11 protein-coding genes are annotated in these 12,467 nt (G+C 58.1%); 9 read left to right on the forward strand and 2 right to left on the reverse strand.

Going from position 1 to position 12,467, the window contains the following annotated elements:
- Window positions 1-68 precede the first annotated feature (68 nt).
- The 8 genes from CKF42_RS19510 (at window position 69) to CKF42_RS19545 (ending at window position 9,219) form a co-directional block, all read left to right on the forward strand.
- Window positions 69-1,028: an isoaspartyl peptidase/L-asparaginase family protein gene (locus tag CKF42_RS19510; RefSeq protein WP_046101499.1), complete on the forward strand. Its 960-nt coding sequence runs from the start codon at window positions 69-71 to the stop codon at window positions 1,026-1,028.
- 9 nt (window positions 1,029-1,037) lie between these two features.
- Entirely contained in the window at window positions 1,038-2,894 is a 1,857-nt protein-coding gene (gsiA, locus tag CKF42_RS19515; protein ID WP_111208981.1) for a glutathione ABC transporter ATP-binding protein GsiA, read from the forward strand.
- Between the two features lie 54 nt (window positions 2,895-2,948).
- Complete coding sequence (gene gsiB, locus CKF42_RS19520; RefSeq protein WP_111208982.1) at window positions 2,949-4,484, forward strand: glutathione ABC transporter substrate-binding protein GsiB; 1,536 nt, start codon at window positions 2,949-2,951, stop codon at window positions 4,482-4,484.
- A 45-nt stretch (window positions 4,485-4,529) separates the two neighbouring features.
- The gene (gene gsiC, locus CKF42_RS19525) at window positions 4,530-5,459 is read left to right on the forward strand and encodes a glutathione ABC transporter permease GsiC (protein WP_009091200.1); all 930 of its coding nucleotides are present in this window, start codon (window positions 4,530-4,532) and stop codon (window positions 5,457-5,459) included.
- Window positions 5,456-6,361 (forward strand): glutathione ABC transporter permease GsiD, encoded by a 906-nt coding sequence (gsiD, locus tag CKF42_RS19530; protein ID WP_009091199.1) that lies wholly within the window; start codon window positions 5,456-5,458, stop codon window positions 6,359-6,361. The genes gsiC and gsiD overlap by 4 nt, the downstream gene beginning before the upstream one ends.
- Window positions 6,358-6,807 (forward strand): DUF4385 domain-containing protein, encoded by a 450-nt coding sequence (locus CKF42_RS19535; protein ID WP_009091198.1) that lies wholly within the window; start codon window positions 6,358-6,360, stop codon window positions 6,805-6,807. Before gsiD ends, CKF42_RS19535 begins: the two co-directional genes overlap by 4 nt.
- Before the next feature lie 521 nt (window positions 6,808-7,328).
- On the forward strand, window positions 7,329-7,964 hold the full coding sequence (locus CKF42_RS19540; RefSeq protein WP_009091197.1) for a carbonic anhydrase: 636 nt from the start codon (window positions 7,329-7,331) through the stop codon (window positions 7,962-7,964).
- Window positions 7,965-8,082: 118 nt separating this feature from the next.
- Entirely contained in the window at window positions 8,083-9,219 is a 1,137-nt protein-coding gene (locus CKF42_RS19545) for a PQQ-dependent sugar dehydrogenase (RefSeq protein WP_111208983.1), read from the forward strand.
- A gap of 1 nt (window position 9,220) precedes the next feature.
- On the opposite strand, the gene CKF42_RS19550 is transcribed toward CKF42_RS19545, so the two are convergent.
- Window positions 9,221-9,877: an HAD family phosphatase gene (locus CKF42_RS19550; protein WP_009091195.1), complete on the reverse strand. Its 657-nt coding sequence runs from the start codon at window positions 9,875-9,877 to the stop codon at window positions 9,221-9,223.
- A gap of 272 nt (window positions 9,878-10,149) precedes the next feature.
- Here CKF42_RS19550 and CKF42_RS19555 point away from each other — a divergent pair, with 272 nt between their 5' ends.
- Window positions 10,150-11,352, forward strand: a complete 1,203-nt coding sequence (locus tag CKF42_RS19555; protein WP_072052704.1) for a serine hydrolase — start codon at window positions 10,150-10,152, stop codon at window positions 11,350-11,352.
- 239 nt (window positions 11,353-11,591) lie between these two features.
- Here CKF42_RS19555 and ybjG read toward each other — a convergent pair whose 3' ends face one another.
- The gene (ybjG, locus tag CKF42_RS19560; protein ID WP_046101501.1) at window positions 11,592-12,197 is read right to left on the reverse strand and encodes an undecaprenyl-diphosphate phosphatase; all 606 of its coding nucleotides are present in this window, start codon (window positions 12,195-12,197) and stop codon (window positions 11,592-11,594) included.
- Between the last annotated feature and the right edge of the window lie 270 nt (window positions 12,198-12,467).

Raw genomic sequence — 12,467 nt, forward strand, 5'->3', positions numbered from 1 at the left:
TCATCAAAAATGGATGAAAACCATTTTAAATCAGTGTTTTTCATGCGGATGCAACAGGGCAGAGCGTTATGGTTAAAGCAGTGATTGCCATTCACGGCGGCGCGGGTGCCATTACGCGCTCAGCGATGAGCGCTGAAAAAGAACAGGCATATCGTCAGGCGCTGCACGAAATTGTTACTCAGGGCCAGCAGATCCTGGCGCAGGGTGGCAGCGCACTGGATGCGGTAACGGAGGCGGTGCGGCTGCTTGAAGAGTGTCCGCTGTTTAATGCCGGTAAGGGCGCGGTATTTACCCATCAGGGCACGCATGAACTCGATGCCTGCATCATGGATGGGCGCACGCTGGAGGCGGGCGCCGTTGCCGGCGTGACGCGGGTGCGCAATCCGGTTCTGGCGGCGCGTGCCGTGCTGGAAAAAAGCGAGCATGTGCTGTTCATCGGTGAAGGTGCTGAACAGTTCGCGGTGGCGAACGGGCTGGCGCCGGTGAGCCCCGACTACTTCTCGACGCCGGAACGGTGGGAACAGTTGCAGCGCGCGCTGAATAGCGATTCGGCGGTGCTGGACCATGATGGCGCGGCTCACCACGACGACCCGCTCGACCCTGACCGCAAGTTTGGCACGGTGGGCGCGGTGGCGCTGGACCTGGAGGGCAATCTGGCTGCGGCGACCTCAACGGGCGGCATGACCAATAAACAGGCCGGACGGGTAGGCGACTCGCCGCTGCCGGGTGCGGGCTGCTATGCCAGCAACGACAGCGTGGCGGTCTCCTGTACCGGCACCGGTGAAGTCTTTATGCGCACGCTGGCCGCTTATGACGTGGCGGCACAGATGCGCTATGCCGGTCGTACGCTGCAGCAGGCCAGCGTCAATGTCATTCATGACAGCGTGCTGGAGCTGGGCGGCAGCGGCGGCCTGATTGCTGTCGATCGTGCGGGCAATGTGGCCCTGCCGTTTAACAGCGAGGGAATGTACCGCGGCGTCGCCCGGGTGGGCGAGCCAGCGGAAGTCGCTATCTACCGCGAAAGTTAAGGAGCAGAGATGAGCGACAGGCAAACGCATCCGACCCTGGCCCCTGAGCAGGTGCTGGCGGTGCGCGATCTCAGCGTAGAATTTCAGCATGAGGCGACTCTGACCCGCGCGGTGCGCCATTTGTCACTCGATCTGTTTCGCGGCGAGACGCTGGCGCTGGTGGGCGAGTCAGGTTCAGGCAAATCGGTCACGTCTCTGGCGCTGATGCGGCTCATTGAGCAGGCGGGAGGCCAGGTCAGTGGCGAAGCGCTGCTCCGCCGTCGCAATGGGGAGGTGCTGGATCTGATGCGTGCCTCAAAGCAGCAGATGCGCCGGGTGCGCGGCGCCGATATGGCGATGATCTTTCAGGAGCCGATGACCTCGCTGAATCCCGTCTTCTCCGTCGGCGAGCAGATCGCCGAATCGATTCGTCTGCATCAGGGACAGAGTCATGCCGCCGCGCTGGCGGAAGCGCGCCGGATGCTGGACCTGGTGCGGATCCCTGATGCGCAAAATGTCCTCTCCCGGTTTCCACATCAGCTGTCAGGCGGGATGCGCCAGCGGGTGATGATTGCAATGGCTCTCTGCTGTAAACCCGCCCTGCTGATTGCCGATGAGCCAACCACGGCGCTCGATGTGACGATTCAGGCGCAGATTCTGCAGCTTATCCGCGTGCTGCAGAAAGAGATGCAGATGGGGGTGATTTTTATCACTCACGATATGGGCGTAGTGGCTGAAATGGCTGACCGGGTTCAGGTGATGTACCGCGGCGAGGTGGTGGAAAAAGCCCCGGTCGACCGGCTGTTCAGCGCACCGGAACAGCCTTACACCCAGGCGCTACTGGCCGCCGTGCCAAAGCTCGGTGCCATGCAGGGCCAGCCGTTGCCCGCGAAATTTCCCCTGCTGCACAGCGACGCGGCCGACGACGTGCCGCAGGATACGGTACGCCGTCGGCAGCCCCCGATTTTACAGGTGCGCGATCTGGTGACCCGCTTCGATATTCGCGGCGGGCTGCTGAATCGGGTTAAAAGCCGGGTTCACGCCGTCGAAAAAGTCAGTTTTGACCTCTATGCCGGTGAGACACTGGCGCTGGTGGGCGAATCAGGCTGCGGTAAATCCACCACCGGACGTTCACTGCTCAGGCTGGTGGCGAGCCAGGGCGGTACGCTGACCTTCGACGGACAGCGGATAGATACGCTTTCCGGTGCCGCGCTGGCCCATCTGCGACGCGACATTCAGTTTATCTTTCAGGACCCTTATGCCTCACTCGATCCGCGCCTGACGGTGGGTTTTTCAATTATGGAGCCGCTGCTGGTACATAAGGTGATGCCGCGACGCGAGGCGGAGCAGCGCGTCGCCTGGCTGCTGGATAAAGTGGGTCTGCTGCCGGAGCATGCTCAGCGCTATCCGCATGAATTTTCCGGCGGACAGCGTCAGCGAATCTGCATCGCCCGTGCGCTGGCGCTGAACCCTAAAGTGGTGATCGCCGACGAGTCCGTCTCTGCGCTGGATGTGTCAGTTCAGGCGCAGATTATCAATCTGATGCTCGACCTGCAGCGCGAGTTTGGCATCGCCTTTCTCTTTATTTCTCACGATATGGCGGTGGTCGAGCGGATCAGCCACCGCGTGGCGGTGATGTATCTCGGTCAGATTGTCGAGATAGGGCCGCGTCAGGCGGTCTTTGAGCAGCCGCAGCATCCCTATACCCGCAAACTTATGGCGGCGGTGCCGGTAGCCGATCCGGCTCACCGCCGTCGTGAACGAGCCTTACTGGTCGATGAGATCCCCAGCCCGATCCATGCATTAGGGGATGAGCCTGAAGTGGCGCCGCTGATGGAGGTGGCTCCGGGCCATTTCGTCGCGCGCCACGTTATCAGTGCGACCTGAACAGTGACGATGTCGCCCCGGCGACCAACCCGACAGGGATTACAGGAGAACAAGATGCAGATGACGATGCGTAAAGGGTTACTGGCGGCTGGCGTGTTAAGCAGCGCAATGGCACTGCCCGCCTGGGCAGCACAGGATGCGGTGATTGCCGTCGCGTCCAATTTCACGACGCTCGACCCCTATGATGCCAACGACACGCTGTCGCAGGCGGTCGCCAAATCTTTCTATCAGGGCCTGTTCGGCTTTGATAAAGCGATGAAGCTGACCAACGTGCTGGCGGAAAGCTATCAGGCCAGCCCGGACGGACTGACCTACACCATTAAGCTGCGTTCCGGCATCAAATTCCAGGACGGCACGGACTTCAATGCCGAAGCCGTGAAGGTCAACCTCGATCGCGCCAGCAATCCCGATAATCACCTCAAGCGCTACAACCTGTTTAAACATATCGCCAGTACCGAAGTGGTGGATCCGACCACGGTTAAAGTGACGCTGAAGGAGCCGTTCTCCGCCTTTATCAACATCCTGGCGCACCCGGCGGCGGCAATGATTTCGCCCACTGCGCTGAAAAAATATGGCAAAGAGATCGGTTTCCATCCGGTCGGGACCGGTCCGTTTCTGTTTGAAACCTGGAATCAGACTGACTTTGTGAAGGTGAAGAAGTGGGATGGCTACTGGAAGCCGGGCTATCCGAAGCTGGACAGCATCACCTGGCGTCCGGTGGTGGATAACAACACCCGTGCGGCGATGCTCCAGACCGGTGAGGCGAACTTCGCTTTCCCGGTGCCTTATGAGCAGGCGAAGCGGCTGGAGCAGAACAGCAAGCTGGATGTGGTGACCACGCCATCCATCATGCAGCGTTACATCAGCCTCAACGTGACTCAGAAGCCGTTCGATAACCCGAAAGTGCGCGAGGCGCTGGAATACGCCATCAATCGTCAGGCGCTGGCGAAAGTGGCGTTCTCCGGATATGCGACGCCAGCGACCGGCGTTGTGCCGCCCTCCATCGACTTTGCACAGAGCTATCCGGCGATAAGCTACGACCCGGCTAAAGCCAGAGCGCTGCTGAAAGAGGCGGGCTATCCGAACGGTTTTGAGACCACGCTCTGGTCGTCGCACAACCACAGTACTGCGCAGAAGGTGCTGCAGTTCACCCAGCAGCAGCTGGCACAGGTGGGCGTGAAGGTTAAGGTCACGGCGATGGATGCCGGTCAGCGTGCGGCGGAAGTGGAGGGCAAAGGGCAGAAAGAGAGCGGCGTGCGGATGTTCTATACCGGCTGGTCCGCCTCAACCGCCGAAGCAGACTGGGCGCTGACGCCGCTGTTCGCCACCGCAGCCTGGCCACCGGCCATCTTCAACACCGCGTTTTACAGCAATCCAAAGGTCGATAAAGATCTGGCCGATGCGCTGAAAACCACCGACCGTACTGAGAAAGCGCGCCTTTACAAAAATGCGCAGGATACCATCTGGCAGGATCACCCGTGGATCCCGCTGGTGGTTGAGCAGCTGGTCTCTGCTAACAGCAAAAACCTCAGCGGTTTTTATGTGATGCCCGATACCTCATTCAATTTTGATGAGGCGACTCTGAAGTAACGGAGCCGGCCAGCCCGCGGGCTGGCCGCAGCTGCAGGATGTTGCATGTTTAACTATTTCATTAAACGACTTTTCGGGCTGATCCCGACGCTGCTGATTGTGGCGGTGCTGGTGTTCCTGTTTGTGCACCTGCTGCCGGGCGATCCCGCACGCCTGATCGCCGGGCCGGAAGCGGATGCCTCCGTGGTGGCGCTGGTGCGCCAGGAGCTGGGGCTGGATCTGCCGCTGCCGCAGCAGTTCTGGCACTTTTTACTGAATGCGCTGCAGGGCGATTTTGGCCAGTCGATGGTGTCGAAACGGCCGGTCGCTGAAGAGATCGCCACGCGTTTTATGCCGACCCTCTGGCTGACGCTGGTCAGCATGGTCTGGGCGGTGATTTTTGGCATGGCGATTGGCCTTGTCTCTGCCGTCTGGCGCAACCGCTGGCCCGATCGGCTGGGGATGACGCTGGCGGTGTCGGGCATTTCGTTCCCCGCCTTTGCACTCGGCATGCTGCTGATGCAGGTCTTCTCGGTTGAGCTGGGATGGCTGCCGACGGTAGGTGCAGAGAGCTGGAAACACTACATCCTGCCTTCGATCACCTTAGGTGCCGCGGTCGCGGCGGTGATGGCCCGTTTTACCCGCGCCTCCTTTGTCGAGGTCATGCAGGAAGACTACATGCGGACGGCGCGGGCCAAAGGGGTACGCGAGTCGCTGGTGGTGGTCAAACATGGCCTGCGCAATGCCATGATCCCGGTCGTGACCATGATGGGCCTGCAGTTCGGTTTTCTGCTGGGCGGCTCGATTGTGGTTGAAGTGGTTTTCAACTGGCCTGGCCTGGGACGTCTGCTGGTCGATTCTGTGACGATGCGCGACTACCCGGTGATTCAGGCAGAGGTCCTGCTGTTTTCACTGGAGTTTATTCTGATCAATCTGTTTACCGACATGCTCTATGCGGTTATCAATCCCGCTATTCGCTTTAAGGAGTCGCGATGAAAAACTGGCGACGCGAAGCGGCACTGAAAAGCATGCCGCTGCTCGCGGAGAATCGGGTGCGGACGCCGTGGCGTGAGTTCTGGCGGCGTTTCAGACGGCAGCCGGTGGCGCTGCTGGCGGGCCTGTTTGTGCTGATGCTGATTGTACTGGCATTTATCGCACCGTGGGTTGCGCCGTTCGATGCGGAGAACTATTTCGATTATGACCGGCTCAATGAGGGGCCGTCACTGATGCACCTGTTTGGTGTGGACTCGCTGGGGCGCGACATCTTCAGCCGGGTACTGGTCGGCACGCGTATTTCCCTGATTGCCGGCTTCTTCTCTGTGTTGATCGGCGCGCTGATTGGCACCCTCTCTGGCCTGCTGGCGGGATATTATGAAGGGTGGTGGGACCGCATCATCATGCGCATCTGTGATGTGCTGTTTGCCTTTCCCGGCATTCTGCTGGCGATAGCGGTCGTCGCCATTATGGGCAGCGGCATGAGCAATGTGATTGTGGCGGTAGCCATCTTCAGCATCCCGGCTTTTGCCCGCCTGGTGCGCGGCAATACGCTGGTACTCAAGCATCAGACCTTTATTGAGTCAGCGCGCAGCATCGGCGCCTCTGACTGGACCATTCTGATGCGACATATCCTGCCGGGGACGGTCTCACCGATTGTGGTCTATTTTACCATGCGCGTCGGCACCTCCATCATCACCGCTGCCAGTCTCTCCTTTCTGGGTTTAGGGGCACAACCGCCCACGCCGGAGTGGGGCGCCATGCTGAACGAGGCGCGCGCCGACATGGTTATCGCGCCGCACGTGGCGATTTTCCCCAGTCTGGCGATCTTCTTCACTGTTCTGGCATTTAATTTACTCGGAGACGGGCTGCGCGACGCACTTGATCCTAAACTAAAGACATGAAACCTTTCGATTATGATCAGGACTTCAGCACTATCGACTTCCGTAAGCACCCTGAGCGATATCAGGTCGGCCGCGGGGAGCAGGGTGTGCTGATGGTCGAGCCTTATAAGAGCGAAATACTGCCTCACTGGCGATTTCGCACCGTTCCCATTGCTGAAGAGTCGGCAGAAAAGATCATGGCGCTGTTTGAAGATTACCGGCGTCAGGATGATTTTGTCGGCATGGATATGGCGCGCAAGTTTATCCAGATGGGCTATACCCGTGCCCGCCGCTACAGCAATCACAAGGGCGGACGAAAATATGACGCGGAAGGCAAGGAGCTGCCGCGTGGCGTCAACGAAGAAAAAGCCGCGGCGGCGGCCATTTTCAAAGCTTACTGGGACCGTCTCCGGGCCGATGAGGACTATCTGCAACGGAAAAAGGCGCATCAGCAACTTTATGGCTGAGCGCTGAACCAGCATGACCGTTTTTCTGTCCGGCGCGTCTGCAGCGCCGGGGAGGCGAAATTCATTTCACGCCGCAGTGCCTCCTATTTCCGCGCTACTTCATCTTTCCTGCTTCTTCCCGTCAAAACCCTGCTGGCTGACTGCACCCGGCGGATGACGCGCACGGCGCAGCAATCCGCCGGATGCGATGCGTCCGCTGAGCGTGAATGACTGAAAACGATTTCAGCCTGGCGCACGACGTAAAGTAGTGAAAAAACGCGTAAAAGCCTGTTCGCTTTGCAGACCCGCATCAGGCTCAGAGAAAAACGGGCGCGTCGTGGTAACTCACCGTGCTATAAAAAGAAATCGCCGCCTTGACCGCTATCTGGCGGATAAGCGAAGCGCTGTCCGTAACCCCGGCTGAACAGTGAATGAAAAACGCGGGTTGATATTCACTTGTTTTCATTAATAATAAACCCGCTAACCCCACTGAGGGGGCTATGCCCCTCAGGTAATGAAATGGATAATGTGAGAGCTAAATAATGAAAGAGATCATCAAAGGATTTCTGAATTTCCAGCAGAATGTGTTTCCTGAAAGGAAGGATCTTTTCAAAAGCCTGGCGTCAAATCAAAATCCGAAAGCCCTGTTCATCTCCTGTTCAGACAGCCGTCTGGTGCCTGAGCTGGTGACGCAGCAGGAGCCAGGAGAGCTATTCGTTATCCGCAACGCGGGCAACATCGTTCCCTCATTTGGCCCGGAGCCTGGCGGTGTGTCCGCGACAATCGAATATGCCGTGGTCGCGCTGGGCGTTTCCGACATCATCATCTGCGGTCACTCCAACTGTGGTGCCATGAACGCCATTGCTTCCTGCGCCTGCATGGACACCATGCCCGCAGTAGAGCACTGGCTGCGCTATGCCGATGCGGCAAAAGCGGTGGTCGAGCAGCGTGAGTATGACTCACCGGAGAAGAAGCTGAATGAGATGGTTAAAGAGAACGTGATCGCGCAGCTGAACAACATGAAAACCCACCCTTCGGTTTCCGTCGCGCTGCGTAACGGCAAACTGCGTCTGCATGGCTGGGTTTACGATATCGAAAGCGGCACCATTATGGCGCTGACCCAGGGTGGCAAGCAGTTCATCACCCTGTCTGAGAATCCGGACACCTGCTTCGAGTAATGCCTCTCACCCGCTGCGTCCTGCGGCGGGTTTTCCTGTTTAATCTTTTGTAAATCCTCAGGTTCACTGCGCGCGGGCTGACTACGCTTAAGGCACGCTATCCCATGAGGAGAACTCTATGTCCCGTTTTTCAACCGTTCTGCTGCTGACCGGTTCGCTGCTCTCAGTCCCGCCGCTGTTTGCCGCTAACCTGCAGGTTGAGGTGTTACAGGATAAGTTACAACATCCATGGTCGGTTGCCTTTCTGCCCGACAACAAAACGCTGCTGATAACCGAACGGAGCGGGCAGCTGCGCAGCTGGAACCCGGAGAGCGGCCTGTCGCAGCCGATTCAGGGCGTGCCAGAGGTCTGGGCACAGCGGCAGAGCGGCCTGCTGGATGTGGTGCTGGCTCCCGACTTCGCCAGCAGCCGTCGTGTCTGGCTCAGTTACACCGAGGCTGACAGCAAGGGCAAAGCGGGGGCGGTGGTAGGTGTCGGGACACTGAGCAGGGATAATCGCCAGCTCAGCGATTTCCGCGAGGTGATCCGGCAGACGCCGATGCTCTCCAGCGGTAATAACATCGGCACCCGGCTGGCGTTTGATACTCAGGGCTATCTCTGGATCGCCTTCGGCGATAATTTTGTCAGCAGCGCCGCGCAGGACCTCGATAAACTGCAGGGCAAACTGCTGCGGCTGAATGCTGACGGCAGTGTGCCGGATGATAACCCGTTTGTGAAACAGCCCGGCGCGCGGCCAGAGATCTGGGCGCTTGGCCTGCGTAATCCGCAGGGGCTGGCGCTGAATCCCTGGACCGGCATGATATGGGAAAATGAGCATGGCCCGCGCGGCGGCGATGAAGTGAATATCATGAGCCGTGGCAAAAACTATGGCTGGCCGCTGGCGACGTACGGCATTGACTACAGCGGCGATAAAGTGCCGGAGTCAAAGGGTACCCATGTTGCAGGCACCGAGCAGCCGATCTGGCACTGGAAAGTCTCTCCGGCCATCAGCGGCATGGCGTTTTACAACAGCGCTCGTTTTCCGCAGTGGAAGAATTCGCTGTTTATCGGCGCGCTGAAAGAGAAGAACCTGATTCGGCTGAGTGTGAACGGTGAAAAAGTGGTGGAAGAGCAGCGTCTGCTGGGTGACCAGAATGCGCGGATTCGCGATGTGCGGCAGGGGCCGGATGGCTGGCTCTATGTGCTGACCGATGAGGCCAATGGCAAACTGCTGAAAGTGGGATTAGCGCAGGACGCTGGCGCGTCCCGCGGCTGATTCAGCGTGCCCAGTGATAAACCTGCCATCCCCGGCTGACCGCTTCCTGATGCAGTCTTTCGTCCGGGTTGATGACATGGGCGTGATCGGCCTGCTCCAGCAGGGGCAGGTCATTCATCGAATCGCTGTAGGCCCAGGTGCGGTCAAACGTCTCCTCCGCCTGCAGCGCTTTCCAGTCACCCAGCCGGGTCACTTTGCCCTCTTTATAGGTCATGGTGCCGTAGGTATTGCCGCTGTAACGCTGGTCCACGATTTCAACGCCAATCGCCAGCGCACCGCAGGCCCCCAGTTGCTGAGCAATCGGCACCACCAGATGCTCACCGCTGGCAGAGATAATCATGACGCGGTCGCCGCGCGCCCGGTGCCACTCGATGCGTTCCCGCGCTGCGGGAAAAACGCGGGGCATGATGTCGCGATGAATAAAGCGGCGCACCCAGCCTTCCACCGTGAGGGTAGCCATACCCGACAGCGGTGAGAGGGTTTTATTCATATACTCTTCAATTGATAGCGTGCCGGCATAGTACTGGGCCATCAGTGCCTGTTCCTGATCGATCAGTTCGCTGGGGGCGAACCCCTGTGATACCAGCCAGCGCAGCCACAGGCTGGTGCTGTCTTCACAAATAAGTGTTTCATCCAGATCAAAAAGGGCTAAGTCCATGGTCGGTCTCCTCGGCTGACTGGCTTTCAGGTTAGCGGATAATTGTGACCGACTTAACTCTTCTGCGAAAAATCGGAATTTCACGCAGTTTTGGGAATGACAGAAGCGAGGCGAAAGGGCACGCGCGCGGCCGTTGTGCCAGGGTAAATCGACTAAACTCTAAAAAACTTTACGATTCGGCGGTTTTTTTCGCTGCCGTCAACGGTTAGCGTTTGAGTGAGAATTTTCTGCCCCTGGAATTTCGCGTTAACAAGGACAATCCGGCCACGCCCATGACAAACACTCGCTTCCCATCACGCCTGCGGCTTCTCGCTGCTACCTCATTACTGATTATCGCCCCGATCAGCGCCTATGCTGAACAGGCTCCCGCCGCGCCAGGCATTGACGCAAAAGCGTGGATCCTGATGGATTACGCCAGCGGTAAAGTCTTAACTGAATCCAGCGCCGATCAGCGTCTCGATCCCGCCAGTCTGACCAAAATGATGACCAGCTACGTGGTGGGTCAGGCGATTAAAGCGGGCAAAATTAAACCGGATGATATGGTTACCGTAGGACAGGATGCCTGGGCGACCGGCAATCCTAAGCTGCGCGGTTCATCCCTGATGTTTCTCAAGCCGGGTGACCGCATCCCGGTGCATGAGCTGAACAAAGGCATTGTGATTCAGTCCGGCAACGATGCCTGTATTGCGCTGGCGGATTACGTGGCGGGCAGTCAGGATTCGTTTATCGGCCTGATGAATAACTACGTGAAAGCGCTGGGCCTGCAGAACACCCACTTTATGACGGTTCACGGCCTGGATGCAGAAGGGCAGTACAGCACCGCACGGGATATGGCCCTGATTGCGCAGGCGCTGATCCGCGATGTCCCCGATGAGTATGCGCTGAACAAAGAGAAAGAGTTCACCTTCAATAATATCCGCCAGATCAACCGTAACCGTCTGTTGTGGAGCACCAATCTCAAGGTCGATGGCGTTAAAACCGGCCACACCTCCGGGGCGGGCAACAATCTGGTTGCCTCTGCGACCGAAGGTGACATGCGCCTGATCTCCGTGGTGCTGGGCACCACCAGCGATGCGATCCGCTTCCGCGAAAGTGAAAAGCTGCTGACGTGGGGCTTCCGCTTCTTTGAAACGGTAACCCCCATTAAAGCCGATGCACCTTTTGCTCAGCAGCGGGTCTGGTTCGGCGATCGCAGCCAGGTCAATCTTGGCGTCGCCAAAGATGCGGCGCTGACCATCCCTAAAGGGCAGATGAAGAACCTGAAGGCGAGTTTTAAACTGACCACACCTCAGCTGGAAGCACCGCTGAAGAAGAATCAGGTGGTGGGCACGATCGATTTTCAGCTGGACGGCAAAACCATTGAACAGCGCCCGCTGGTGGTGATGCAGGATGTGCAGGAAGGCGGATTCTTCAGCCGGATGATTGACTTCGTGATGATGAAATTTAACGGCTGGTTTGGGAAATGGTTTTCATAAGTTATCCGGGACGCTGACGCGTCCCTGATAACAGAAATTCCTCTGGCGGTAAGATCGTGCCTGCACAGGAAGCAGGGTCAGATCGGAAAGACGCAAAACCGTCATCCCTGACTGCTCGGCCCGCGCCATCCCTGGCGCGGGACGCTTTCCTATTCTGACCCTGCTCCCTGTGCCTCAGGTTTGTTTATCGCTGCAAAAATTACGCTGTCTGACGTTTCTGAGCTGAATAAACAGGGAGCTTAGTCCTGCGTCCAGCCTTTGCGAATCGGCACCGCAAACAGCGCCCGATAGAGGGGATGGATAACAGCCAGCATCCGCTCGCCATAGAACTGCCATGCCAGATGCGAAGCCAGACAGCTCAGCAGCCCGACAAGGAATCCACCCAGCATATCCAGCGGCCAGTGAACGCCAAGATAGACCCGTGACCAGGCGATAGCGCAACCCACACCCATCAGAACCACCCCCGACCAGAGGCGATGCCAGAAAATAAAGGCCAGGGCAAAAGTGAAAATCGTGGTGCCGTGATCGCTGGGGTAGGAGTCATCCGCCGCATGATGCAGGAACTGATAACCGAAACCAATGGCGAACGGACGCGGATGGGGCAGCAGCTGGCCCACACACCAGGAGATCGTCAGTGCATAGATCAGCGCCATGCCGGTTTTCAGCACCAGTGCCCGCTGCGAAGAGAGCTGATCGCGTGGCCCCCACAGCCACATCACCACGATGAGCAGCGGCACGATGGCAATCAGATCTTTGGCAATAAAGGTCGCCAGTTGCAGTAACCAGGCAGGTGACGCTGGTGTGGCATTAATGGCAGTAAACAGTGAGTGGTTCAGTTCTTCCATTCCGGTATAGATTCCTCAGCAGACAGCCCGGCTAACAGTGGCTGACGCTACCCGGTCAGCCTTCTGATAACAGCGGCAATAAAACAGTCAGCACCAGCGCGCTCGCCCAGTTAATCAGCACAAATAGCTAATTTCACAGCACTCTATCCTGCTGATTGCGATGCGTTTCGTCCATCATCGCGCTCTTAATCTGTTACTGAGTTGTGCAACGGTTTAAGTTCGGCAGGGGAATAGCGGGATTCGGACGCGGCAGCGCGGCGCGCAAGAAAA

The organism is Pantoea sp. ARC270 (assembly GCF_003236725.1).
Classification (GTDB): domain Bacteria; phylum Pseudomonadota; class Gammaproteobacteria; order Enterobacterales; family Enterobacteriaceae; genus Pantoea; species Pantoea anthophila.

Excerpts from the sequence above, each read along its gene's own strand:
- gsiB (WP_111208982.1), top strand. The coding sequence starts at position 2,949 with ATGCAGATGACGATGCGTAAAGGGTTACTGGCGGCTGGCGTGTTAAGC.
- gsiA (WP_111208981.1), top strand. The coding sequence starts at position 1,038 with ATGAGCGACAGGCAAACGCATCCGACCCTGGCCCCTGAGCAGGTGCTG.
- CKF42_RS19535 (WP_009091198.1), top strand. The coding sequence starts at position 6,358 with ATGAAACCTTTCGATTATGATCAGGACTTCAGCACTATCGACTTCCGT.
- gsiC (WP_009091200.1), top strand. The coding sequence starts at position 4,530 with ATGTTTAACTATTTCATTAAACGACTTTTCGGGCTGATCCCGACGCTG.
- CKF42_RS19545 (WP_111208983.1), top strand. The coding sequence starts at position 8,083 with ATGTCCCGTTTTTCAACCGTTCTGCTGCTGACCGGTTCGCTGCTCTCA.
- CKF42_RS19510 (WP_046101499.1), top strand. The coding sequence starts at position 69 with ATGGTTAAAGCAGTGATTGCCATTCACGGCGGCGCGGGTGCCATTACG.
- CKF42_RS19550 (WP_009091195.1), bottom strand. The coding sequence starts at position 9,877 with ATGGACTTAGCCCTTTTTGATCTGGATGAAACACTTATTTGTGAAGAC.
- CKF42_RS19540 (WP_009091197.1), top strand. The coding sequence starts at position 7,329 with ATGAAAGAGATCATCAAAGGATTTCTGAATTTCCAGCAGAATGTGTTT.
- CKF42_RS19555 (WP_072052704.1), top strand. The coding sequence starts at position 10,150 with ATGACAAACACTCGCTTCCCATCACGCCTGCGGCTTCTCGCTGCTACC.
- ybjG (WP_046101501.1), bottom strand. The coding sequence starts at position 12,197 with ATGGAAGAACTGAACCACTCACTGTTTACTGCCATTAATGCCACACCA.
- gsiD (WP_009091199.1), top strand. The coding sequence starts at position 5,456 with ATGAAAAACTGGCGACGCGAAGCGGCACTGAAAAGCATGCCGCTGCTC.